Genomic DNA, 23863 nt, shown 5'->3' with positions numbered 1-23863 from the left:
CATAGAGACCTTTGATGCTTTTCCCGGCATACCAGGTGCATGGTTTTACCTTCGACCCTGTTTGCTTCGGTCGAAGTGTCAGCTTGTGATGACGCTTGCCGCGCGCAACTCTCGCGCGATCACCTTGCCGGCATCGGTGCAAGCGATCTCCATCACAACCCGGGGGAGGATAACTTTGCGTGTTCTCGTATGTCCGCATGATCTCGCCATCGGCGGCAGCCAGATCAATGCGATCGATCTCGCCGCAGGCGCGGCCGCTGCCGGCCATGACGTCTTCATCTATGGCATACCCGGGCCGCTTACCGCCTATATCGCTGAAAAGGGCCTGCGCTTCCTGCCGGCAAACCCCATGTGGTGCAGACCCGCACCTGCACGGATCGCGGAAGTGGCGGCGATCTGCAAGCGCGAGCGTATTGACCTCGTCCACGCCTATGAATGGCCGACCTGCCTTGAGGCGTATTATGGCGCGTTGCTGTTCTACAAGGTTCCCCTGCTCTGCACCGTTCTGAGCATGGAGGTGATGCCCCATGTTCCTCCATCCGTACCGCTTGTGGTGGGTACGGCCGACATCGGCGACGATGCCCGACGCACCCGAAATCGTCATGTCTGGGTGATCGAACCGCCGATCGATGTCGAGAATGACAACCCGCAAATCGACGGCAGCGGTTATCGCCGTCGCCTGGGCGTCGAGCCGCATGATCTTCTGGTCGTCAGCGTCTCCAGGCTTGCGCTGGATCTCAAGCTCGATGCCCTCGTACGGGCAATCGATGCCGCCGATCTCCTGGCGGATTCTTGCCCCTTGAAACTGGCGCTTGTCGGCGATGGCCCCGCCCGAGACGCACTGAAAGCCCGTGCGCTGGCCGTCAATAAGCGTCACGGGCGTGACGTCGTCATTCTGCCGGGCGCCGAGCTCGATCCACGAGCGGCCTATGCAGCCGCGGACCTTGTCGTGGGGATGGGAAGTTCCGCGCTGCGCGCACTTGCCATCGGTCGTCCGCTCATAGTCCAGGGAGAAAGGGCTTTCTCCGAGATCTTCGAGCCGGACACCTATGACATATTCCTGCGCCAGGGCTTCTACGGTCTCTCGGACGGTGCTGCCGGAGCTTCTCGTCTGGCGACCCAGATGCGTGAACTGCTGGATGATCCCGCACGACGCGCAGATCTTGCCCTGTTTGGCAGGAAGGCCGTCGTCGAGCGGTTCGGCCTGCAGCGCGCCCTGGAGCTGCAATTGGAAATCTACCGGAAGGTGGCGATATCACCGCCGAACTATCGGCTGTCGGAAGCGCTGAACTCCGCACGCCTGTCGCTGCTCCTGGAATATGCCAACCACGATCCGATTGGAAAGCGGCGGAAGCGGAAGAGAGAAGTGGCCATGCTTCACTCCGCCGGTTTTGGAACCTGGCCTCCGGCGCACTCCGTTTGAGCAAAAGTTGTTATACAATTGAAGAAAAAGTCGTCAAAAACAAAAGAAAGTACATTTTTTTTTAAAAAGTACTTTTTTAGTAAAAGTTTCCGACAAATATCTTCCAGAATATGTTTTTAGGAAAATTCTTCTCAAATTATAAGACTTTCCCTTCTTACTCCCCATAGTCGTTCGGTGAAGAACCGTGGACGTCACCAAGGATGAGACGAAAGCAGCCACCCCCTACGTCTTTCGGATATATCTCACGACCCGCGTGCAGACCTTTGGCGTTTTTATGTGGAAATTCCCTCAACAGTTGAATTAAATGCCAGTATTCTTAAATCGGAAAAAATAGCAGGGCTAATAATTCATCGACTACTGCACGCAGGCGCATCACCTTTTGGATAGGTGAAACTTATTCCTGCTGCGCCGCAACACGCTCCGACAATTGCGGTGCACTATACATCAGAACCATTATGAGTTACTCATATGCCTACATCCAAGCCTCTATTCCATTTTGTATGCAAATTTCAAATTCAGGATATTGGAGTTGGTTACGGCGGATTTTTAGAAACTAATTTCTAAACAGACGAATTCTCAAAACTTCATATCCAAACAAAAACTAAACAACCGTTTTCACGGGATTGTTGGGGAGTGAGTGCGTCATGAATTCTGTTTCAATAACAAGCAGTGATGATATTGCGAAGATTTTTCTGCACCCAGACACGATTGCAACGGATGACAAGCGGGAGATCAAGCATCCCGACAGTATGGCGCTTGCGGGAGAGCGTTCACTGGTCATTATCGACGGCAGAGCGCTTGATCGTGAGTGCCTTGCCAAATGCATCGCTTCACACAAGCTCGACATGTGTGTTCTGGCATTCGGCTCGGTAGGTCAATGGCAGAACAGCAATCAGAACTATCCTCCGCTGGCTGCCATCCTCCTTAATATAGGCGGACGCAACATCAACGATCAGAATGTGGCGGATGAAATCAGATATATTGCCGATGAGTTTGAAGCCCCGGTCATCGTTCTCGCCGACAGCGACGATCTCGGGCAGATCATGAGGGCGCTCGAATATGGCGCGAAGGGGTATATCCCGTCGTCCGTCAATATCGAGGTTTGCATCGAGGCAATCGCATTGTCGCTCGCGGGCGGTATCTTCGTGCCTGCCAGCAGTGTCCTCGCCATGCGACAACGCCTGGACACGGGAGATCCTGTGGCACGTCCTTCGCTTTCGGGCATGTTTACCGCCCGTCAAGCAGAGGTTGTTGAAGCGCTTCGGCGCGGCAAGGCCAACAAGATCATTGCCTATGAACTGAACCTTCGCGAAAGTACCGTCAAGGTTCACATCCGAAATATCATGAAAAAGGTCAAAGCAACCAATCGAACGGAAGTCGCCTATAAGATCAATGATCTTTTTCCTGTCGACAGTGCTTCAGACCGAGCCAAGAAATACGAACATTGATCCTTTTTCTCTCCTCCCTTCTGGTTTTCACTCACGGGCCCATGACGCCCTGACATGAACCATGATCGGTAATCCGGTACTCTCTCATGGTTTCCGCCATCTGGCGGAAACAGCGTCGGGATACTCGTACGGAGCGCGGGCAACCTCGTTTTGCCCGCAGCCCCGCCGAGAACCGCCGGCCGGCAAACGCACCAGATTTGCCGCGTCGATCCAAGAAACAATCCTCCTCCAAAGACATTTCTCAATATTGATATTATAGAGGCCATATAGCGGCACAATAAATCAAAACTAGACAATTCGTTCTAATGCCAATTCTTTGAATTATGCGTATTTCAGGAGTTATTCCTGTTCCAGGTCGAAAGAATGACAAAGGCATTTTGGCTATAGACCAGCTCCATCATTTTCCGGGCACGATAAAGCCGGATGCGCGTGACGCAGGTGAACGCCAACCAGCGACTTCTGGCCCCCGATATCCTGCTCGACCTCAGAATTCCCGGGATTTCACCAGCGGGTGAAAAAGCAACGACAGCGCAATAGACGCACCATCTCAGCATCCCCGAAAGACTTCCCCGATATCTGCGAAATTCGTGGGCGATATGCCGATCCCATCGCGTTGCGAGCTCCGGAAAGGACTTGCAGGAGGGCGTCAGCACCTTTGCCTCGGGCAGGAAAACCGCCCGGTAGCCGAGCTTGGTCGCCCGTTGTCCCCATTCGGTGTCCTCCATTGTCGAAATACCGCCGAAAGGGCCGACAACCGAGAATACGCGTGCTCGAACAGCCATGTTGCCGGTTGCCGCATAGCCATGGCGTTCGACATAGAGGCGCGCCCGATAGCTATAGATGCTCTCATACGCTTCGACTGCGCTTGGTCGATCCGGATCCGTCATCTGAATGGCGATATCACCCCCTGCGAAGTCAACGTCCGGTCTTTCCTCCATCAGCTGGACGATGGAGCGCACCCAACCCGGCTCAGCGATGCAATCGGCATCGATGAAGGCGAGAATCGCACCGCGTGCGACCTCTGCTCCGTGATTGCGCGCGGGACCGGGACCGGGGACGGCTTCACGCTCGAGCCGGACCCCGGTCACAGCATTGCAAACATCGTATGGCGGCTCGACCGAGCCATTGTCGACGACGATGATTTCGAACGAGAGGTCCTCGCGCCGCTGGTCATCGAGCGACTGCAGGCAGCGACGCAGATTGTCCGCCTCATTGAGATGGGGGATGATCACACTCAGCTGCAGGTCAGGCTTCATCTGTTTTCCCGATATTGATGGAAGGGAAGTGCGGGGCGCATTTTTGCCGCAGCGACGACCTTGCACAGTTCTGGTCGCAAAACTCCAAAGCCATCATGCCTGCGGTAACAAAGGGTTGAAAGACATTGCCGGGCTGAACTTTGGAAGCAGATCAACCCGCTACCCTCCATCGATGGGAGGTGCCGGCGTCCCCATCCTATTCGAAGCGGAGGTAGGCAGCGATATCCCGGGGTAGTCCGAACCCTTGATAACCGGCGCCAAACACCATTCTGGCATGAAAAACCAACCGGCTACCGCCCTGCCTACGCGGGCTCAATACCACCATAAGGCAATGGGAGGGCAACCCTACCCGAAGGAACTACCGGCTTCTGCCACGCGCCGGCTCGCTCACCACCATTGAAGAACTATCAAGCAGCATCCATCCGCTTGAAGATGTCGCCAATCCGACACGACTTGAGTGGTTCGCTATGGGTGATACGGACGTACGCTTTTATCTTTCGATCCTGATACGCAGGCTGCCTTACATGCTCGCCATCGCCGCGTCGGTGTTGCTGCTTGCTGTGGTCGCCACACGCGTTCTGCCGACCGTATACAGCGCCAACGCCCGCATTCTCGCCGAAAATCCGCAGATTCCCGCCGAGCTGGCGCGTTCGACTGTCCCAACGGGGCCGGCCGAGCAGCTGCAGATCGTGCAGCAGCAGATCACCGCGCGCGACAATCTGCTGACCCTGGCCGAGCATCTCGGCATCTACGAAGGATCAGACACGCCTCCTGCCCCGGAGGACATCGTCGCGGATATGAGATCTCGCATAGGCTTCGAGCAGACACCTCTGGACGAACCCGGCGGCGCGATCGTTTTCAACGTGGCCTTCGAGGCGAGCGATCCCGTGGTCGCTGCAAACGTCGCCAATGAAATCGCCGCGATGATCCTCGGCCGCAACCAGCAGCAACGCACCGACAGAGCCGGTAACACACTGAAATTCTTCGATCAGGAAGTCGCCAAGCTTGGCGACAATCTCAACCGCATCGAAGCGGAAATCCTGAAGTTCAAGAACGCCAACAAGGACACACTTCCCGAAAACCTGGAATTCCGCCGCAGCCAGCAGAGCCTGCTTCAGGGACGGCTCGCCACGCTGGAGCAGGAGGAAGCCGAGCTGCGCACCCGGCGCAGCAATCTCATCGTCGCCTATGCCGGCGCCGGCCAGCTTTCCGGAACGACGCCCATAACCCCGGAACAGCAGATGCTGGCCGAACTCAACCGAGCCCTGGCCGAACAGCTGGCGATCTTCTCCGAATCCAGCCCAAGCATAAAGGCGCTCCGTGCCCGCATTAACTCGCTTCAGAGCCGGTTGGTCCTGTCACAGCCAAAGTCAGAAGAAAAGACCGACAGGGTCAAGGCCGACGACGCCTCCAAGTCATTTGGACTGGACCTGCAGCTCTCGGACATCGACGACAGGCTGCAGTCGATCACCCGGGAAAAGACCACGATTGCCCAACGTGTTTCCGACCTCACTAAATCGATCACGGCGACGCCCGCCAGCGAGACTGCGCTGAATTCCCTCGAACGCAACCGCGAGAACGTCCAGACGCAGTACAATTCCGCCATTGCGCGGCGTGCTGAAGCCTCGACGGGTGAACAGATCGAAATGCGCGCCGATGGCGGCCGCTTTTCTCTTCTGGAAGAGGCAACGCCACCCACAAGTCCGATCAGCCCGCGCGGCAAACGCATCCTGATGCTGGGAGCGGTCCTCGGCGCCGGATTGGCATTAGGCTATGTGGTGCTGCTGGAGCTGCTGAACCGCACGGTTCGTCGCCCTGCCGAAGTGGTGCGGCTGCTCGAGGCCTATCCGCTGGCGGTCGTGCCAAATATTCGCCCGACTGCCTACCGGCGCCGGGCGCCCAAACGGCGAAGCGTCTTCGCCAGGCTTTCCGCTGCCGTACTTCCCACCCTAGCGGCGGCGGCTTTTTATCACGTCCCTTTGAAAATTGCCTTCGAGAGGCTGCTGGGAGGCCTTTCGGGAACCTGACGAATTTTGCCGACCAGAAAATACATAAACATTTTCAGCGGATTCAGAGTAGCAAACATGGACACATACGCAGCCCAATCCCAGGATGTCTCGCGACGTCGAGCGTCTGATCAGTTTTCCGAAACCATTCAGGCCTGCGTGCGCCTGGGCCGCGAAATCGCCTGGGGTAGCCTGGAGCCTCTCCTCATCGACCATCGGATGATGGCCAGCAACTGCATCATCACCGCCGATCGCTCCGATCCCGCTCACAACGCCTTCGATATCCTGCGCACACGCGTTTTGCAGACATTGCGGCAGAACGGCTGGACATCGATTGCGATCACGTCCCCCACTCGAGGGTGCGGCAAGTCGGTTGTCGCACTCAATCTGGCGTTCAGCCTGGCCCATCAGCGTGACTGCCGCACGGTCCTGCTCGATTTGAATCTGCAGCATCCGAGCATTGCCCGGCTGGCTGGCATGACGGATCCGGCATCGATGGAAGCCTTTCTGAAGCGCGAAGTGGATGTCCACGATCTGCTGCAGCGTTACGGCGACAATCTGGCGATCGGCGCAAACAGCCGGGCAGTGCATTTTTCCGCAGAATTGCTTCAGAACGGCGAGACTGCCAAGGTCATGGCCGATCTTCGCGATCGGATGAAGCCGGATGTGCTTCTGTTCGACATGACGTCGATGCTTCCCAGCGACGATGTGACGGCGTTCCTGCCGAATGTCGATGGCGTCATCATTGTCGCCAGCGCCGAGAAAACCACGTTCGAAGAGCTGGAAACCTGCGAGCGCGAACTCGCCGAACGGACGAATGTCCTCGGCGTCGTTCTCAACAGATGCCGGCATGGGCCGGGATATTGAGACCCGCATCGCGACCGAGACCCGGGGGGGTCAGCCCACACCCGAATATTTTCAGACACTGCCCATCAACGAGGGGGAAGTTAGCATGCGCAAGATTCTGCTTGTCTACGGCACACGCCCGGAAGCCATCAAGATGGCGCCGCTGGTGGATGCACTGGCCCGCTCCCGACACTGCATGCCCATCGTCGCGGTCACCGGCCAGCACCGTGAAATGCTCGATCAGGTCAACGAACTGTTCGGCATCAATCCCAATCACGATCTCAACATCATCACGCAGGCCCAGACCCTCGAAACCGTTACCACCCGCGTCCTCAACGGGGTCTCCGCAGTCATAAAAGCTGAAAACCCGGATGCGCTTCTGGTGCAGGGAGATACCACAACCTGCTTCGCCGCAGCTCTCGCCGCCTTCTACACCCGCATCCCGTTGATCCATCTGGAGGCGGGCCTGCGCACGGGTGACCGGTTCAACCCCTTCCCCGAGGAAATCAACCGCCGCCTGACGACCCAGCTCGCATCGCTTCACCTCGCACCGACGCAGACATCGAAATCCAACCTTCTCCACGACGGGGTCGTCGAAAACGACATCGTGGTCACCGGCAACACGGTCATCGATGCCTTGCTGCAGGTTTCGGGTCGCAACAGTCCTTTCGAAAACCCCGACCTGGAGAAGATCGCTGGCCGCAAGACGGTGTTGATCACGGCTCACCGGCGCGAATCCTGGGGCGAGCCGATGGCGCAGACCGCGCGTGCTATCGCCAGACTGGCGATAGCCTTTCCCAACATCGTCTTCCTGCTGCCGGCCCATCTCAACCCGGCGGTCCGGGACGTGCTTCTGCCACCGCTCATGGGCCTCGAAAACGTCGTGATCACACGGCCGCTGGACTATTGCGATTTTGTCCGGGCAATGCGCGATTGCTCGATCGTGCTGACCGACAGTGGCGGTGTTCAGGAGGAAGCGCCCACCTTCGGCAAACCGGTTCTGGTGATGCGCGATACGACGGAGCGCCCGGAGGCCGTTGCAGCCGGCACCGTAAGGCTGATCGGTACGGATGAAGACCGGATCTTCGACGCGGTGTCCACGCTCCTCAACGACCGGCGCGCCTATCAACGCATGTCGCGCGCGGTAAACCCCTATGGGGACGGTCAAGCGGCGATGCGCTCGGTTCACGCCATCGAACATTACTTCGGCCTCGGTGAGCGCCCCGACGAATTCGGTCGCCCCCTACGGCCGGCTATCCGCAGGCCCGCACGCACGATACGCCGCCCGAACGGGATCCCAATTCCACTCGGCCCGATGGCGAACTTCGCCGATCTGCCGGTGCAGCTACCCGGCGAATAGGCCGCAAGGAACACCGCAGAATCAAAGAGCCCGCCAGATGATTGGCGGGCTCTTTTCGTTGCTGGAGGCACGGAAACAGGAAGGAAACGACAACCGCCCGGCCAGCAGGTGTGACCGGGCGGTGTAGGCTTCGTGCCTGCTGTATAATTTTATCCTTAAGCCGATCCGGCTAAGGAATTACACATTCGCCTGTTGTCGCCAGGCCCCACGGGTGTCGTAGACGACCTTGCCTCCAAGCCGGGTATGCTTGATCATCTTGAAGGGCTCATGCTCCACCAGGAGAACGACGATATCCGCACGTTCGACGGCCTGGTTTGCACCTTCAAGGCGAAGGTTTCCATATCCTGACAGCAGTTTGGGGATGGTATCGACATAGGGATCGCAGACGAGGATTTCAGTGTCGGGCAGCGCCTTGGCGATCAGGCCGACCACCTCGATGGCCGGGCTCTCGCGCACATCGTCGACATTCGCCTTGAAGGTCAGCCCGAGGCACGCGATCGTTGGCGAGCGGAATTTTTTCGCCTTCTCGACCACCTGTTCGGCAACATGGTGCGGCCGGTGGTCGTTGACCTCGCGTGCCGTGCGGATGAGCCGGGCAAGGCCCGGGACGGCGGAGACGATGAACCACGGATCAACTGGAATGCAATGTCCGCCGACCCCAGGCCCGGGGCTCAGGATACTCACGCGGGGATGCCGGTTGGCAAGGCGGATCACTTCCCAGACATCGATATGCAGGGATTCACTGATCAGCGACAGCTCGTTGGCAAAGGCGATGTTGACATCGCGATAGGCATTTTCGACGAGCTTGGCCATTTCAGCGCTGGCAGCATCGGTGAGCAGGATTTCCCCCTGGGCAAAGAGGCGATAGATCGAAGCCGCCTTTTCCGCACATTTCGGGGTGAGCCCGCCGACGACGCGATCATTGGTGACGATTTCTATCATGATACGACCGGGCAGTACGCGCTCGGGGCAATGGGCGACGAAGATATCGGTGCCGTTCTCGCCGTCGCGCGGCATCTTCAGGTCGGGGCGCAGCGCACCGATCCACTCGGCGACCTTCTCCGTCGTGCCCGGCGGCGAGGTCGATTCCAGAACGACGATATTGCCGCTTTTGAGCTTCGGCGCAATCTGCTCGGACGCCGCCTTCACATAGGAGAGATCTGCCGTTCGATCCTCGTTGAAGGGTGTCGGCACCGCAATGATGAAGGCATCCGCCTCCGGCGTTTCGGTGGTCGCCGTGAGCCGCCCCATCGCCACTGCCCCGCTGACGCCGACGGCAAGGTCCGGTTCGATGAACGGCACCTCCCCGCGTGAAACCGCCGCCACCGTCGCCGGATTGACATCGACGCCGATGACGTCGATGCCGCGTGTGGCAATCGCAACCGCCGTCGGCAGGCCAATATATCCCATACCCAATATTGCCAGTCGGCCCTTGAAGACTTCATTCATCGCGAGCGCTCTCCCAGTCGCTTGTTCTCGTTTCGTAGCCCGGTCTTGGGTGCCTCCCTGGCACCGTCACGCGTGAAAGCACGGGCAGGATGGATAAATTCCATTGCGGTCATCTGGACGAAGCTGGTGTTGGTGGAGAGATAGCGCCACCACAGCCGCCCCGGCTCCTGGAAGACACGGTAGGCCCACTCCATGCCCGTCTTCTGCCAGATCATCGGCGCCCTCTTTGTAAGGCCTGCCATGATGTCGAAAGACCCGCCAACCCCGTGCTGGATCGGAACATCGAGGGTCGCACCGTAGGTGCCGAGGAAAATCTCCTTCTTCGGCGAGGTCATGCCGATGAACAGCATGTCGGCCCCCGATTTCCGGATGCGGGCGGCCACATCGGCGGCTTCCTCGGGCTTGTAGTAGCCGTGCTCGCTACAGGCGATCCGCAGACCCGGGAAACGCGCGCCGATGACGATCTGCAGTTTCCGCAGAACGTCCGGCTTCGCACCCAGAAGAGCAATCGATCGCCCCTCCTCATGGGCCATGGTAAGCAGCCGCTCGAAGATATCGATGCCGGCGACGCGTTCTGGCAGGGGCCGCCCCAGCAACTTGCTGGCCCAGACCACGGACTGACCATCCGCCAGCAGCAGATCGCACTCCATCAGAGAATTCCGCAGCTGGCGATCCTTATGCAGGCTGACGATCTTGGCGGCGTTGAGAACCCCCAGAAGCAGACGCGTACGGGTAACCAGGGCAGCATGGCAACGCTCGATCACTTCATCCATATCGAGGGCATCCAGATACATGCCGAACAGAAGTTGACGACGCTGGTTCATCTCAAACCTCCCGCAGCAACCGTTGATTTTCGCTCTTCGACTCAGCCGCAAGGGCAGCAATGGCACCACCGGAAAGCCAGGCATAGAGCAACCATCCCAACTCGTAGGGCCGGCACTCGTAATCGATCTTTCCCGGCGGGAAGAGCGTGTCGAGGCCCGGTAATTTCCAACCGCGCACAAGGCCCGTGGTTGCCGCAGACAAGATCCTGCTCAGCTTGCCGGGCTCGCGCCGCGCAACCTTTCGCCAGATGACGCCTTTTTCGAAGCAGACCAGCGATGTCGGGGTTTCCGGATGTTCGTTGAGCCAGCCGAGCCCCTTGATGATGGCGGATGTGTAATCCGTTCCGCCCGCTTCCCTCAACTCCAGAAGCGCCATCGGTCCCATTGCATGCTGGTGCACGCTGTAGACGGGATAGCCTTCGACGACGGTGCCTTCGCGAGTGTCATAGTGCCACCACCATTGCCCCGCCGGCCCCTGGAGCGCGCAGATACGCTCGGCGCAGGCTTCGGCGGCAGAAAGGACGTCATCGCCCCCTCTCGCCATATACAACCGCGCCAACGCCTGGATCGGATAGACCTGATCGGCGAAGCAACCGATATGAGCCCGCATGTACCCCCCGGCAGAGGGCGGCAGCGTATGGGTAAAGAGGCCCGACGGGGCTCGACCGACCATTAGCCGGGTGGTCGCCAGCGTCACCACGTCTTCGGTATCGCCGAATTCGCGGCTTGCCAGCGCCGCGATAAGGGCCCAGGCGCATTCGACCGTTGCACACGGCGTATCGGACGCCATCCGCTCGGCGATCCGGCGGAAAAGAGGCACTGCGTGGACCGAGGCGACCTCCGCAGCCGCCCAGGCCGCCAGCGCGACAGCGCCGAGATCGTTCGAAACAGCAGCATCCATGGCCGTGATTTCGGCAAGCTCGCTGGCGCTGGCGCCGCCCAGGATCTGCCGTTGAACCGTTTCGCTGAGGCACGAGAGACCGAGGGCGACCATGGCTGAATACCGCAGGCTTCTCCCCTGAAGCTGCTCCACCTCCCCGGCCTTGGTCTTCACGGCGCGCAAGGTGTGGCCGAAGACACGATCCTTGTGCATGCGAGGCAGGCCGCGATTTGCAAGCGCCAGGAGGTGATCAACCTGGCGGCGAACCCCAAGCGACGTTCCTTGCAGCAGCAGCAACCTGTCCAGCGGGATAGGCGCAGCAGATTTGGACGGATATCCCAACCGCTCCACGCGGCTCTGCACAACATCATGTGGAATTATCGAGGACGAATTCTGTAGTTCTAGCGACATGAAGGCTCTCCAGTCGGCGCGCGAATTCATGGCGACGGATCGAGAAATCCGGCGCTTATTCAAATCCTTGATCAAAGGAATCCCCTAGATCCTGATGGCATGCTAGAAACTTTGCCGAGACAATCCCACCGCCCTCAAAGGCTTACACAGGCAATATGGAAGGGGTGGTGATGCTGCTGGCATGCGTCGATAGGATGATCCCCGGAGACGCCTGACTCGGCTTTCAGGATGAGAGCATCTGCCAGTATCTCCCGCGCCTACCTCTCTCGGCAGTCTTTCGGCGCGCGCCATCTTTGGCCAAGGTCTAGGTCAACTTCCTCCCGCGCCCAAGCCCCGCGCCAAGTCGCGATGAAAGCGAGAACAGCAGATGGATCCATTGTTGAAGAGAGCTGCTTTGCCGAGCAGCACGGTTGCAGCCCGCAGCGGACATAGCCACCCGATCGCCCTTGTGGTCGTCACCTACAACAGCGCGGCGGTTCTTCCCGGTCTGCTGGATTCTCTTGAAACCGGGCTTGAAGGCATCGATCGTTACGAGATCATCGTCGTCGACAATGCATCCCGCGACACATCCGTCGCCTTGGCGCGCGCGCATCCGATCGGGATCAAGGTCATCGAGACGGGCAGAAACGCCGGCTACGCAGCCGGCATCAATGCAGCCATAGCAACGATCGCTCCGGACACCGACGTCCTGGTTCTCAATCCCGATGTCCGGCTGCAACCGGGCTGCGTCCTGGCGCTCAGCAGGCGACTATCGGATACGTCGATCGGCATGGTTGCCCCGAAGGTTCTCAATGAAGACGGGACAATCGCCCATTCCCTGCGGCGCGAGCCATCCCTTCTCACCATCTGGTCCGACGCGCTGTTGGGAACGAAGCTTGCGGCAAAGCTCGGCGTCGGCGAGATCGTCGCCTCATCCGACCTCTACCAAAGTGGCGGCGTGGTGGACTGGGCGACAGGCGCTGCGCTCGCAATCTCTTCGGGTGCGCGACAGACTGTCGGCGACTGGGATGAAACGTTCTTTCTCTACAGCGAGGAGGTCGACTACATGGAAAGGGTGCGCAAGGCAGGAATGGGCGTCGTCTACGAGGCCCGTGCCAGCGCCGTGCATTTCGGCGGCGAATACCACGAAAACACCTATCTTTCAGGACTGATGACCTCCAATCGCATCCGGTATTTCCGCCGCCATCACAGCGCCTTCGCCACGGTGCTTTTCCGCCTTGGGATCATTGTCGGGGAAACGATGCGCATCACGCTCGGTCCAGGGCATCGCGCAGCCCTTTATGCAGCTCTATTCTCAGCTGCCGGGTCTCAAACGGCGCCAACGGTTTGAGACGTCTTCATGAGATCGGCGTAGATCGCATCCATCCGGTCGAGCTTGGCCGACCAGAGGGCCGTCTTTCGGACGTGCACGTAGGCGGCCTTTCCCATCCCGTTGCGCAGCGCAGGATCGATCGCCAACTTGCGAATGGCAACGGCGACATCGATGGCGAGAGCCTCCGGCGTCGTTACATCAAGCTTGATGGCGCATTGCGAAGACACCGCACTGCCCGGCCCGCCGCGATCGACAACGATCAAAGGCAGGGAGAACGCCATCGCTTCCAGCGCCACGTTGCCGCCGGGTTCGCGGTAGCTGGGAAACACGAAGATATCGGCGCTCCGATAGAACTCCGGCAACTCGTCCCTCTTGCGCCATCCATGTAGGCGGACCCGGTGGCCGAGTTCGAGCTCGGCCACAAGCCGCTCGCATTCGCCCCGTTCCGGCCCTTCCCCGACGATATCGAGTTCAACCGGCAGGTCGCGAATGAGGTTCATCGCGCGAATGATGTCGCGCGCGCCCTTGGTGCGAACCAGGCGACCGACATACAGCAATTTTACGGGCGTTGATCGCGCCGACCTGTCAATCGGGTCCGGGATATCGTCCAGACCGGTCTCGCTCATCACCTCGAAGCGGTTCAGCGGGATGTCGGAGAGCTGATCACGGACATAGCCGGCGATGCCGAGGACGCAATCGGCGCTTTGAAAACTCGCACGCAGCAGCGGATCCCACCGTAGTCTTGCGCGATCCAGCTGCCTGAGCTTCATGAACCATGGGCTTGAGCCCTCGTCGGCAGCAAAACCGGCCGGCGTCGACAATCCGCCCCCCACCGGCCCGATCACCAATGGGACGCCCAGATTTGCGACAGGCGACGGGTAGCGCATGGCGACGGGAACGGGTTGATGCGCGATATCGAAACGCTCTCCCTTGTCCAGGGCCGCGATCGTCCATCGGCGCGCGCGGATATAAAAGGGAACATAGCCCGGCTTCATGAGGCTGTTCAGCCGCTCCGCGCGGCCGAGCAGGGGCGGCTCCTGCCACTCAATGACCCGGACCCCCGTCAATTGTTCGCTGGCCGGCTTTGCGCCGCGTTTGGAGTAGGTAAGCAGCGTTACCTCATGACGCCCGGCAAGCTTGCGCGCCCATTGGCAGGCAACCCACGCCTCGCCGACGTCTTCCCCGTTGCAGGTCGGCGCGACAAGCAAAATCTTCGCCACGTCAATAATCCCCTTGCTCTTCGCGTCGCTATCCCCGCCAAGCCACCTTTTCGGGCTCCGCCAGCGACGTCTTGAGAAAGAAGTATCGCGTGCCCGCATGCGCGAGCAACGCCGCCGATGGGCTATAGGGCTCTACGCCATCGCATCAAAAAGCATCTAAAGGTGGATCACCGAACGGTATACGCCCTCCCTGGGACCGCAGGGAGGGCGTAGGTGGCGCGGCGGCGATGCGCTCCCGGAAAGATGCGCCGCCAGATTGATTGCCGCGAACCAGTGCGCAGTCGCGACTCACTTCAGCACGCCTGAGTGATTGCACCTCTAAAACAGACATCTTTTGATTGAAAAAATGGCCGTCACAGAAATTTCTTCGAATGAAAGCTGCCTTTTTTGTCTACATGTGTATTCATTTGAAACAAAAACGAATTTTTCACAATGTTTTCAATAAAAAAAATAAACCTTTAATTGATGAAATAATTTTCCACAATCATTTTTCAGGCAAATGTTTCTCAAATATGGCAACACCGAATTTCAACAACTCTTTCAAAATTACATTGTGGCGAAATGCCGATTACGGCGGCATTAAGGCATATTTCAATACCGTGCTTCACTATTGCGCGACGTTGCCATCCCCAACTAGCTGGACTACCAACCCTGACTTCAGCGCTGACTTACCTACAAAGCAGTACTCAGTTCGTTACATCAGATAGTCGTGAGTTCCGATGTACGAATGTTGGGAGAAAGGCGACAAGACAATGAGAAGCACATTTCGCGATGTTGCGGCCTCCGAATTCTCGGCGGACACATCAGCCATTCGTGGCGAGATCAACTCCTTCATCGACTCAAGCGCGCATGTAGACAGTCAAATCAGTGACGCAGCGCAGACGTTCAATTTCCGCGACTTCGGCAACCTCATCGATGATGCGATCCAGGTCCGCGATACGTTCAGCCACGGCGCGAAGGCAGGCGTCATAGAAGACACTATTCGCCTGCAAAATCAGGACCATAGTGCGACCTCCTCGCTCGATGCGGACACTTCTCCTGTAAAGGTTGCATCGGCAACAACATCGACGCCCGTTGAAACAACGCAGGCAACGGCCACCCAAACCCTTGCCAAAGCTGCGGCGGTCGCACCGACCACGACGCTTGCGGCCATGAGCAGCGCTGCAGCTCCCGCCGCGGCAACAACCGCTGCCACCTCCGGTTTCCCCGATGCCAGCAACACCGGCGTCGCCAGCGGAACGGTCATGACCAAGTACACCGGCTCCTACCATGTCACGCAGGACAACGCGGTCATCAGCAATCTTGAAGTCCATGGCGATATCGTCATCGAGGCCAAGAACGTAACTCTGAAGAACGTCAAGCTGGTCTCCGACACCGAATGGCATGCCCTTCGCGTCATGGACGATGCGACGGGCTTCACCTTGCAGGACAGCGAGATCGATGGCGTCGGTGGCACCGTCAATGCCATCTACGGCTTCGGAACCTTCCTGCGCAATAATCTGCACGACGTCGAAAATGGCATCAATGTCATTGGACCGTCCGTCATCAAGGACAACTACATCCACGACATGCGTGGCGGTAGCGAAGCCCACTATGACGGCATTGAGATCAATGGCGGTAACAACATTGATATCATCCACAACACGGTCATCAATGACTACAGCCAGACGTCGGCCATCATGCTCGACAACTACTTCGGCGGCCTTTCCAACATCACCGTGGATGGCAACCGACTGGTCGGTGGCGGCTACACCGTCTATCTCGACGACCGTTTCGGTGGCGGCGCAGTAGACGACAGCTCGATCAAGATCACCAACAACCAGATCGGCGACGGCTACTGGGGTGACTTTTCGCTCTATGGCAACAAGCCGGTGCTTTCGGGCAATACCGATCTGGACGCATTGCCCTCCACGCCGACAACGCCGACCACCCCAACCCCCCCGGTAACAGGAACCACCTATACCGGAACGGAAGGCAACGACACCCTCCCGCTGAGCGGCAAGACGGATGCCGGCAACGAAACCTACAAGGGCATGGGCGGCAACGACCTCCTGAAGGGCGGCGCAGGCGCCGATACCCTTGACGGCGGTCTCGGCACGGATACGGCAAGCTATGCCGGTTCGACCGCAGTGAACGTCAACCTCCAGACCGGAGCGGCTTCCGGCGGCCACGCTGCGGGCGACAAGTTCATCAGCATCGAAAACCTGACGGGCTCAAGCTATGGCGACACGCTGACCGGCAATTCTGCCAACAATGTCATCGACGGCGGTGCCGGCGCGGACAAGATGGCTGGCGGCACCGGTAACGACACCTATGTCGTTGATAATGCGGGTGATGTCATTACCGAAGCCAGCAATGCCGGTACCGATCTCGTCAAGGCATCCGTTAGCTATACCCTGGCGACCAATGTCGAAAACCTGACACTGACCGGAACCGGCAACATCAATGCTACCGGCAACTCGGCGGTCAACACGCTGACCGGCAACTCGGGCAACAACACCCTCGACGGCAAGGCCGGCGTGGACAAGATGGCCGGTGGCTCCGGTGATGATACCTACATCGTCGACAACACCGGCGATGTTGTTACCGAAGGCGCCAGCGCAGGTACGGACCTCGTCAAGGCTTCGGTCAGCCATACACTGGCGACCAATGTCGAATACCTGGCGCTTACGGGCACCGGCAACATCAATGGCACCGGCAATTCGGCGAACAACGGCATCAGCGGTAACTCTGGCAACAACACGCTCAAGGGTGGTGCAGGCAGCGACGCGATCATCGGTGGTTCGGGCAACGACACGCTTGAAGGACAGTCCGGCTACGACACGCTGACGGGCGGTTCCGGTGCCGACAAGTTCATGTTTCGTCAAAGCGAAGTGAAAACGTCGGGTGCCGATCACATCACCGACTTCGGTTCGGGTGATCTGGTCGTATTCGACGTAACGTCCGGACCGACCGGAAATCTCAGCACCGGGGCCTTCTACCTCGGCACAGGTGCTCACGACAGCACCGACCGCTTCATCTACGATACGGCCAAACACGCTCTCTATTATGACAGCGACGGCACCGGTTCGGCGGCGCAGGTTCTGGTCGCAACGTTCGAAAACGGCTACACGCTGTCGGCGAGCGATTTCCTCCTCGTCTGACAATAACAAGGGCACGGGCGGCTTCATGCCGCCCATGCCTAAAGCGGATCGCGATCTTTCAGATTCGCTTTTTACGCTTTAGCTCTTTGTTTTAGCGCATGTCGTTATCGCAAAACCGCTGCGCACATGCTCTGGTTCTGCTATTTATATCCAGCCTCGGACAGCTATCCGCGCGGCCCCGCGCTTTCCAGGCGGACTCTGGGCTGAATCCCTACTCCTCCGGTGATGCTGCCTCCCCTAAAGGATAGCCCCAAGCCTGCTTTGGCTTGTCTTTCAATCCCCGCTCCAGTCTGCATAATTCGGTCGTGACATCGTTTCAGCGATGCGAACTTTTCAACGGCCTGCGCGGAGAAATACCCGTGCTGCGCCGCAATCCCACGCAGGGTGCGAACTGCAACAAACGGTCTCGTTGCTTCTGCCTCCCGGAGGCTCACGATGAATGCAGAAGTTTCCGTTATCCTGCCGACCTACAATCGGACGCGCAGCCTTGGAGCCGCGGTCGCTAGCGTGCTGTCGCAATCCTATACCGATTTCGAGCTGATCGTCGTCGACGACGGATCGCGGGAGGATGTGGAAGGGCTGGTCACAAGCATCGACGATCCGCGGATACGATATGTGCGCCGGCCAAAGAACGGTGGGGCGGCGGCGGCCCGCAATACCGGACTTGCGGAGGCCAAGGGCCGCTTCATCGCCTTTCAGGACAGCGACGATCTTTGGCTGCCGGGAAAGCTGAAGAAGCAGGTTGCCCTGCTCTCGGGCATGCCGCGCCATATCGGCGCCGTTACGGGCGCGAAGATCATCTATGGTCGCGACGCCGGCTTTAACTACGGGGCCGGACGCGTCGCCTGCGCACCGCCACCCGAAACACCGCTTCGCCTCAACGAGGACCAGCTCGGCCACCTCCTGAACGAAAACCGGATCAGCTTGCAGAACGCGCTTTTCCGGCGCGACTGCCTGCCGGATATCAGCTGGTTCGACAGCTGCGCGCGCGCAAACGAGGACTGGGAATTCGCCATCAGGCTCGTCCAGCACACGACGGTCTACGAGGATATCGAGCCGGTGGTCCTGGGCTTCATTTCGTCGGACAGCATCTCATCCAATCCCCGCAAGCAGACGATCGGACAGCTGCGTATCCTAAAAAAGAACAAAGCGGTGCTTTCGCAGCGGAAAAACCAGCGGTCGAGAATGCTGATCGATCTCGCCATCACCTTTCACAAGGCCGGGAAGCGAAAGCGGGCAATGAAATTCATGCTGGCGGGCTTGAGGGATCATCCGGCCCACATCCTGTCGCTGGCAACAGCCTTCCTGAAGAAAGCCGTCAGGGTCGTAATGCGCCGGTCACAGGCTTTGGCAACCGCCCAGCCATAGCCTCCTCGATCGCCGCAAGCGTATTTCCTGATTCGTGCGGGAGTAGAGCATGACAAAACGCAAGTTCGTGCTCGCCGTCTTCCTGCAGCTATCAGGGTTTGGGGCGCCGCCGGTCGTTGCGGCACAGACCGGCGTTCCAGCTGGAACGGTCCTGACACGGTATGACGGCACCTATACCGTCAGCCGGGACAGCGCTGTCGTCAGCAATCTGGAAGTTCACGGCAATGTCATCGTCATCGCCCGCAACGTGACGATGAAGCACATCAGGGTGGTATCCAATACGCCCTGGCATGCCGTCCAGCTTTCCGAGGGCGCCTCGGGTTTTACCCTGCAGGACAGTGAAATCGATGGCGCGGGCAAGACCGTAAATGCCGTCTATGGCTTCGGCAGTTTCCTGCGCAACGATCTCCATGATGTCGAAAACGGCATCAACGTCATCGGGCCATCGATCATCCGCGACAACCACATCCATTCCTTGCGAGGCGGCAGCGACGCCCATTATGACGGCATCGAGATCAATGGTGGGTACGATATCGATATCTCGGGCAATACCATCGTCAACGACCATGGCCAGACATCCGCCATCATGCTGGACAATTATTTTGGTGGTCTTTCCGACATCACGATCGACAGCAATCACCTCGTCGGAGGCGGCTACACCGTCTATCTGGACGGACGCTTTGCAGGCGGCATCGTCAACGACCGTTCGATCAGCATAACCAACAACCGGATCGGTTGCGGTGCCTGGGGCAATTTCGCACTCTATGGAAACAACCCGCATATGGATGGCAATAGCAGCCTGAACGACGCTCAGACGAGATGCCCCGCCAGCACCCAGGATGAGGCAACCGATGCGCCGAAAACGCGTCCCTAAACTCTTTACCGGGCCGGAGCGTTCTTCGTTTAAAGCCTGCGCACCGAGATGCCCGCGGCGCGGGCGGCTTCAACCGCCGGCGGATAAAGGGCAATGATGTTGCGTGCCGGCCATGGGCGGTGGTTCAGCACGGAATCCGCGTCGAAAGCAGTCACCTCATAGAGCGCAGCCTCCTTCGGGTGGTAATAGAAGAAGCGGTAGCCGAGCTTTGCCACCTTCGCATACCAGTCAAGCGACCCCAATCCGAGCAACAGGATCAGGATATCCGCCCCGCCCCCTGCAAGATAGCCCATCGCTCCTTCGAGCACGCTCGGCTCGAAGCCCGCAACGTTGATCTTGAGCACAGACACATGGTCCAGTCCCAATCGCGGAAATTCATCCGTCAGGGTCCTGACCGCGACGATCTCGCTGCCGGTTTCGCTCAATCCGCTGACCCAGGTACTTTCCGTCGTATCGAAGCGCGATTCCGTTTCGCAGTTGGAAAGCGCGGTCTTATGGATCGTCACGCGGTCGGCCACGCCGTTGCGTTTTATATTCGCCGCCAATGCCGCAACATTCGCAGCACTCGGCTCGAACGCACAGACGGAGGCAACCGGCAAGATTGCCGCAAACAATGTGAACTGGCCGATGGCCGCGCCAACATCCGCGACGATCCAGTCCGGACGGACGGTTCGGCGCAGAAAGGCAAATTCAGGATCGACGAAATCACCGAACATCAGAAGCGCACGCGGTAGCTGGCTTGGAAACTTGAATTCGAGAATCTGGCCGGAGCGCAGGTGAAGCTCGCTGTGGTTCGGTCGACGGGCATAGAGATAGGCCATTCTGGCCGAACCCTTGAGAGCCGCACCGATACCGACCGCCCTGTACCCCCAGAGCATCTTGTCAGTCCAATACTGGGCCTTCTGCCACAATGACGGTACGGGGTGCGCGCTTGCCGACATATCACCGCAATCTCTGTTGGATGGAACCGGACGCTACCAACGATCCATGCGGTGGGAAATTTGCAAAATAGGTGTAGGAAAAAGCGACCTCGGCTTCACCGTAAGATTTTCGGGGGTGCATACCGCTGTAGAGGATAAAACCCTAAGCCTTATTGGGAACTGCCGGTGTAAGCCCGCGCACCCACGCGCATGAATTCTGCGGAGCGACCATACTCCCCGCCGCCAGACACTCCTCCTTAGTTGCGCTCGAAACGCGACGGCAGTGCGATACGATGGCTGATATCAGCAATCCGGAATGCTCCATCATCATGAGGGTTTCCCACAGAACCAAGGCAATTGCCGCCACCGCCGTTTTGGAACCCGGGGTCGCCCTTCCTGCGCGGCGGCCATTGCGGGCGCGGGCGCCAGCCGTTGCCTCCACCAGCCGGCTGGCATGGCCGGTCAAGGCTTTCCTCCTCTGTGCATTTCTCCCCTGGCTCTGGCAGATCGGCACGATGTCGATTTCCCCATACCGGCTCGTGCTGGTTTTTACCCTCGTGCCGTGCATCTTCTTTTGGTTGGGAGGCCGCGCCGGCAGAATTCGCGCGGCCGACATCTGCATCTGCGCCTATTGCGTCTGGTGCCTCGTGAGCCTTATCGCTGTGCACGGCGCCGATGCAGCCCTCCAGCCGGCCGGAACGACGATCGTCGAAACCGCCGGCGCCTATCTTCTGGCGCGCTGCTCCATCCGCAATGCCGAGCAGTTCCTTGCGATGTCGCGCCTGCTTTTCTGGATCATCGTCCTGATCTTTCCGCTCGCCATCATCGAGACCGTGTCGAATACGAACGTGTCACTGGACTTCTTCTCGAAGTTTTTCCCGACCCACGTCGTTGCCGAAAACATTCCGCGCTGGGGGCTCCGGCGGGTGCAGAGCGTTTTTGAACATCCGATCCTGTTCGGCGTCACCTGCGGCGCCATCCTCGCCCTCGTGCACATCGTCGTCTGCGAAAACAAATCCGCAGCACAGCGTTGGGGCGCGACCAGCATCGTGCTTGTCACGGCCGCTCTTTCGCTCTCGTCAGGCCCGATGACGGCGCTCGTGGTGCAGACGTTCATCCTGATCTGGGACCGTGTTCTGAAGGACAATCCGATGCGCTGGCGCCTGCTCTGGGCGCTTCTGGCTGCCATGTACATCGTGATTTCGCTCGGTTCGAACCAGACCGTCCCGGAATTTCTGCTGACCCACTTCACCTTTGATCAGGCCTCTGCCTATTATCGCATCCTGATCTGGCACTTCGGTTCCGGTTCAGCGCTTAATCACCCCTTTTTCGGTGTCGGTTTCAACCGTTGGGACCGGCCGGAATGGATGCCGGGAAGCATCGACATGTTCTGGCTATACCACGCCATCCTTTTTGGCATTCCTGCCGGCCTGCTGATGATATCGGCCTTCTTCCTGATGGTGCTCCCGGTCGGCTTCAAACGCGGTCTCGAACCAAGGCTCGTCCAGTACCGGACGGCTTATCTCGCCGTCATGAGCGGTTATTTCCTTGTCGGCTGGACGGTGCATTTCTGGAACGCGACCTACGTTCTCTTCCTGTTTCTGCTCGGCAGCGGCGCCTGGCTTCTCGATGCCGGCACGCCGGAGCGCCGGACGGCGCGCAACCGGACCAGTCGTTCTGATCAAGCAGCCGATCCAGCGCCCCAACCGCGTCGGCGATATCCCGCGCGCGCGTCATGGCAGCCGAAACCGATTGCACGGGCAAGAAAACTGACATGATCTATGACTACGGCATCGTCGGCGGTGGCATCGTCGGGCTGGCAACGGCCATGCGGCTTCTGGAAGCCCGGCCCGGATGCAGCCTTGTCCTGCTTGAGAAGGAAGATAGGCTGGCTGCGCACCAGACCGGCCATAACAGCGGCGTGGTGCACGCCGGAATCTATTACGCCCCCGGCAGCCTGAAGGCGGAGCTTTGCCGCAAGGGCGCTCAAGTCATGAAGGATTTCTGCGCCGCCAACGACATCGCGCTCGATGTCTGCGGAAAGCTTGTGGTGGCAACCGATCCCGTAGAACTGCAGCGCATGGAAGCCCTCCAGGAGCGTGCGCATGCCAATTCTATCCCTGTGCAGCGACTGGATGGGGCAGCTCTTCACGAACGGGAGCCGAATATTCGCGGACTGGGTGCATTGCTCGTGCCCTCGACGGGGATCGTCGATTACAAGGCCGTCTGCCGGGCCATGGCCGCTGATATCACCAAGGCCGGCGGCGAGATCCGTCTCTCCACACGGATCACCGCCATTCGCGAAAGTGGCGCCGACGTCTCCATCTCCTCAAGCGGGAAAAACTGGACCGTCAGGAAGCTTGTCGTCTGCGCAGGGCTGCAATCGGACCGGCTGGCGAAGCTCGCAGGCCTGAAGATCGATCATCGCATCGTCCCGTTTCGGGGGGAATACTACAGGCTCCGGCCGGAGAAGAGCGGTATCGTGCGCCATCTCATCTATCCCGTCCCCGACCCGGACCTCCCGTTTCTCGGCATTCACTTGACGCGAATGATCGACGGCAGCGTCACAGTCGGTCCGAACGCCGTCATCGGGATGGCGCGGGAAGGCTATCCGCGGCTTTCGACAAACCTCCCGGACATTCTCGACTACGCGCTGTTTCCCGGCTTCTGGAAAACGGTGCTGGCCAATCGATCGTCGGCGCTTGCCGAGATGCGCAGCTCGCTCTCGAAACAAAACTATCTGCAGCAATGCCGGAAATATTGCCCGAGCCTGGAACTGGATGACTTCCGGGCCTGCGAGGCGGGCATCCGCGCGCAGGCCGTCAAGCGCGACGGTACGCTGGTTCATGATTTTCTCTTTGCCGAAACCGACCGCATGCTCCATGTCTGCAACGCGCCCTCGCCTGCCGCAACGTCATCGATCCCGATTGCCGACATGATCGTCGAAAAACTGCTGGCCTGAGACCAGGACAAGCGCGTCAATCGCCCCATTTTCCCTTGGTTGCCCCTGCCCCAAGCCTCGACACGTCGCCAATTTCCCGAATATTTGACGCCTCCGGTCCCCGATCCGGGAAAAAACTTCAGGTAAGTGTGCAATTTGGCCAGAAAAATGCATTGCCGACA

The 23863-nt window shown here is 59.0% G+C and carries 17 protein-coding genes; 11 read left to right on the top strand and 6 right to left on the bottom strand.

Going from position 1 to position 23863, the window contains the following annotated elements; all coding sequences use genetic code 11:
- The first annotated feature begins 175 nt into the window (after window positions 1-175).
- Complete coding sequence (locus QO002_RS21450) at window positions 176-1423, top strand: glycosyltransferase family 4 protein (RefSeq protein ID WP_307233740.1); 1248 nt, start codon at window positions 176-178, stop codon at window positions 1421-1423.
- Between the two features lie 644 nt (window positions 1424-2067).
- Window positions 2068-2871, top strand: a complete 804-nt coding sequence (locus QO002_RS21445; RefSeq protein ID WP_307233739.1) for a LuxR C-terminal-related transcriptional regulator — start codon at window positions 2068-2070, stop codon at window positions 2869-2871.
- 332 nt (window positions 2872-3203) lie between these two features.
- On the opposite strand, the gene QO002_RS21440 is transcribed toward QO002_RS21445, so the two are convergent.
- Window positions 3204-4127 carry a glycosyltransferase family 2 protein gene (locus QO002_RS21440; protein WP_307233738.1) on the bottom strand — a complete coding sequence of 308 codons (924 nt, stop codon included), beginning with the start codon at window positions 4125-4127 and terminating at the stop codon, window positions 3204-3206.
- Between the two features lie 467 nt (window positions 4128-4594).
- Between QO002_RS21440 and QO002_RS21435 the strand changes: the two genes are divergently transcribed.
- From QO002_RS21435 to wecB, 3 genes are all read left to right on the top strand, one after another.
- Window positions 4595-6154: a GumC family protein gene (locus QO002_RS21435; RefSeq protein ID WP_307233737.1), complete on the top strand. Its 1560-nt coding sequence runs from the start codon at window positions 4595-4597 to the stop codon at window positions 6152-6154.
- 57 nt (window positions 6155-6211) lie between these two features.
- Window positions 6212-7000 (top strand): CpsD/CapB family tyrosine-protein kinase, encoded by a 789-nt coding sequence (locus tag QO002_RS21430; RefSeq protein ID WP_307233736.1) that lies wholly within the window; start codon window positions 6212-6214, stop codon window positions 6998-7000.
- Between the two features lie 85 nt (window positions 7001-7085).
- Window positions 7086-8339, top strand: coding sequence for a non-hydrolyzing UDP-N-acetylglucosamine 2-epimerase (gene wecB / locus QO002_RS21425; protein ID WP_307233735.1), 1254 nt, complete (start codon window positions 7086-7088; stop codon window positions 8337-8339).
- A gap of 177 nt (window positions 8340-8516) precedes the next feature.
- Here the strand turns inward: wecB and wecC are convergent, their stop codons facing one another.
- Genes wecC through QO002_RS21410 form a run of 3 tightly spaced genes read right to left on the bottom strand, consistent with a single transcriptional unit; the run spans window position 8517 to window position 11903 of the window.
- Window positions 8517-9788, bottom strand: a complete 1272-nt coding sequence (gene wecC, locus QO002_RS21420; RefSeq protein ID WP_307233734.1) for a UDP-N-acetyl-D-mannosamine dehydrogenase — start codon at window positions 9786-9788, stop codon at window positions 8517-8519.
- Complete coding sequence (locus tag QO002_RS21415; RefSeq protein WP_307233733.1) at window positions 9785-10612, bottom strand: WecB/TagA/CpsF family glycosyltransferase; 828 nt, start codon at window positions 10610-10612, stop codon at window positions 9785-9787. The genes wecC and QO002_RS21415 overlap by 4 nt, the downstream gene beginning before the upstream one ends.
- 1 nt (window position 10613) lies before the next feature.
- On the bottom strand, window positions 10614-11903 hold the full coding sequence (locus QO002_RS21410; protein ID WP_307233732.1) for a hypothetical protein: 1290 nt from the start codon (window positions 11901-11903) through the stop codon (window positions 10614-10616).
- A 367-nt stretch (window positions 11904-12270) separates the two neighbouring features.
- On the opposite strand from QO002_RS21410, the gene QO002_RS21405 reads away from it, so the two are divergent.
- Window positions 12271-13233 (top strand): glycosyltransferase, encoded by a 963-nt coding sequence (locus QO002_RS21405; RefSeq protein WP_370878564.1) that lies wholly within the window; start codon window positions 12271-12273, stop codon window positions 13231-13233.
- Here QO002_RS21405 and QO002_RS21400 read toward each other — a convergent pair.
- Window positions 13212-14435, bottom strand: coding sequence for a glycosyltransferase family 4 protein (locus QO002_RS21400; protein ID WP_307233730.1), 1224 nt, complete (start codon window positions 14433-14435; stop codon window positions 13212-13214). The two genes, QO002_RS21405 and QO002_RS21400, sit on opposite strands and share 22 nt — an antisense overlap.
- A 752-nt stretch (window positions 14436-15187) precedes the next feature.
- Between QO002_RS21400 and QO002_RS21395 the strand changes: the two genes are divergently transcribed.
- The 3 genes from QO002_RS21395 to QO002_RS21385 all read left to right on the top strand — a co-directional run bounded on the left by QO002_RS21395 (window position 15188) and on the right by QO002_RS21385 (window position 19820).
- Entirely contained in the window at window positions 15188-17578 is a 2391-nt protein-coding gene (locus tag QO002_RS21395) for a calcium-binding protein (RefSeq protein WP_307233729.1), read from the top strand.
- 435 nt (window positions 17579-18013) lie between these two features.
- Window positions 18014-18946, top strand: coding sequence for a glycosyltransferase family 2 protein (locus tag QO002_RS21390; protein WP_307233728.1), 933 nt, complete (start codon window positions 18014-18016; stop codon window positions 18944-18946).
- A 49-nt stretch (window positions 18947-18995) separates the two neighbouring features.
- Window positions 18996-19820, top strand: a complete 825-nt coding sequence (locus QO002_RS21385) for a right-handed parallel beta-helix repeat-containing protein (protein WP_307233727.1) — start codon at window positions 18996-18998, stop codon at window positions 19818-19820.
- 29 nt (window positions 19821-19849) lie between these two features.
- Here QO002_RS21385 and QO002_RS21380 read toward each other — a convergent pair whose 3' ends face one another.
- Window positions 19850-20761, bottom strand: a complete 912-nt coding sequence (locus tag QO002_RS21380) for an FkbM family methyltransferase (protein ID WP_307233726.1) — start codon at window positions 20759-20761, stop codon at window positions 19850-19852.
- A 272-nt stretch (window positions 20762-21033) separates the two neighbouring features.
- Here QO002_RS21380 and QO002_RS21375 point away from each other — a divergent pair, with 272 nt between their 5' ends.
- Both QO002_RS21375 and lhgD read left to right on the top strand, forming a co-directional pair.
- Window positions 21034-22518 carry an O-antigen ligase family protein gene (locus QO002_RS21375; RefSeq protein ID WP_307233725.1) on the top strand — a complete coding sequence of 495 codons (1485 nt, stop codon included), beginning with the start codon at window positions 21034-21036 and terminating at the stop codon, window positions 22516-22518.
- Window positions 22515-23702, top strand: coding sequence for an L-2-hydroxyglutarate dehydrogenase (gene lhgD, locus QO002_RS21370; RefSeq protein ID WP_307233724.1), 1188 nt, complete (start codon window positions 22515-22517; stop codon window positions 23700-23702). The genes QO002_RS21375 and lhgD overlap by 4 nt, the downstream gene beginning before the upstream one ends.
- The last annotated feature ends 161 nt before the right edge of the window (window positions 23703-23863 follow it).

The sequence above is a fragment of the Pararhizobium capsulatum DSM 1112 genome (assembly GCF_030814475.1).
Lineage (GTDB): Bacteria > Pseudomonadota > Alphaproteobacteria > Rhizobiales > Rhizobiaceae > Pararhizobium > Pararhizobium capsulatum.
Note: the sequence above shows the minus strand (reverse complement) of the source record. Positions and strands in the feature narration are given on the sequence as shown.

Excerpts from the sequence above, each read along its gene's own strand:
- QO002_RS21445 (WP_307233739.1), top strand. The coding sequence starts at position 2,068 with ATGAATTCTGTTTCAATAACAAGCAGTGATGATATTGCGAAGATTTTT.
- QO002_RS21440 (WP_307233738.1), bottom strand. The coding sequence starts at position 4,127 with ATGAAGCCTGACCTGCAGCTGAGTGTGATCATCCCCCATCTCAATGAG.
- QO002_RS21435 (WP_307233737.1), top strand. The coding sequence starts at position 4,595 with ATGGGTGATACGGACGTACGCTTTTATCTTTCGATCCTGATACGCAGG.
- QO002_RS21430 (WP_307233736.1), top strand. The coding sequence starts at position 6,212 with ATGGACACATACGCAGCCCAATCCCAGGATGTCTCGCGACGTCGAGCG.
- wecB (WP_307233735.1), top strand. The coding sequence starts at position 7,086 with ATGCGCAAGATTCTGCTTGTCTACGGCACACGCCCGGAAGCCATCAAG.
- wecC (WP_307233734.1), bottom strand. The coding sequence starts at position 9,788 with ATGAATGAAGTCTTCAAGGGCCGACTGGCAATATTGGGTATGGGATAT.
- QO002_RS21415 (WP_307233733.1), bottom strand. The coding sequence starts at position 10,612 with ATGAACCAGCGTCGTCAACTTCTGTTCGGCATGTATCTGGATGCCCTC.
- QO002_RS21410 (WP_307233732.1), bottom strand. The coding sequence starts at position 11,903 with ATGTCGCTAGAACTACAGAATTCGTCCTCGATAATTCCACATGATGTT.
- QO002_RS21405 (WP_370878564.1), top strand. The coding sequence starts at position 12,271 with ATGGATCCATTGTTGAAGAGAGCTGCTTTGCCGAGCAGCACGGTTGCA.
- QO002_RS21395 (WP_307233729.1), top strand. The coding sequence starts at position 15,188 with ATGAGAAGCACATTTCGCGATGTTGCGGCCTCCGAATTCTCGGCGGAC.
- QO002_RS21390 (WP_307233728.1), top strand. The coding sequence starts at position 18,014 with ATGAATGCAGAAGTTTCCGTTATCCTGCCGACCTACAATCGGACGCGC.
- QO002_RS21385 (WP_307233727.1), top strand. The coding sequence starts at position 18,996 with ATGACAAAACGCAAGTTCGTGCTCGCCGTCTTCCTGCAGCTATCAGGG.
- QO002_RS21380 (WP_307233726.1), bottom strand. The coding sequence starts at position 20,761 with ATGTCGGCAAGCGCGCACCCCGTACCGTCATTGTGGCAGAAGGCCCAG.
- QO002_RS21375 (WP_307233725.1), top strand. The coding sequence starts at position 21,034 with ATGGCTGATATCAGCAATCCGGAATGCTCCATCATCATGAGGGTTTCC.
- lhgD (WP_307233724.1), top strand. The coding sequence starts at position 22,515 with ATGATCTATGACTACGGCATCGTCGGCGGTGGCATCGTCGGGCTGGCA.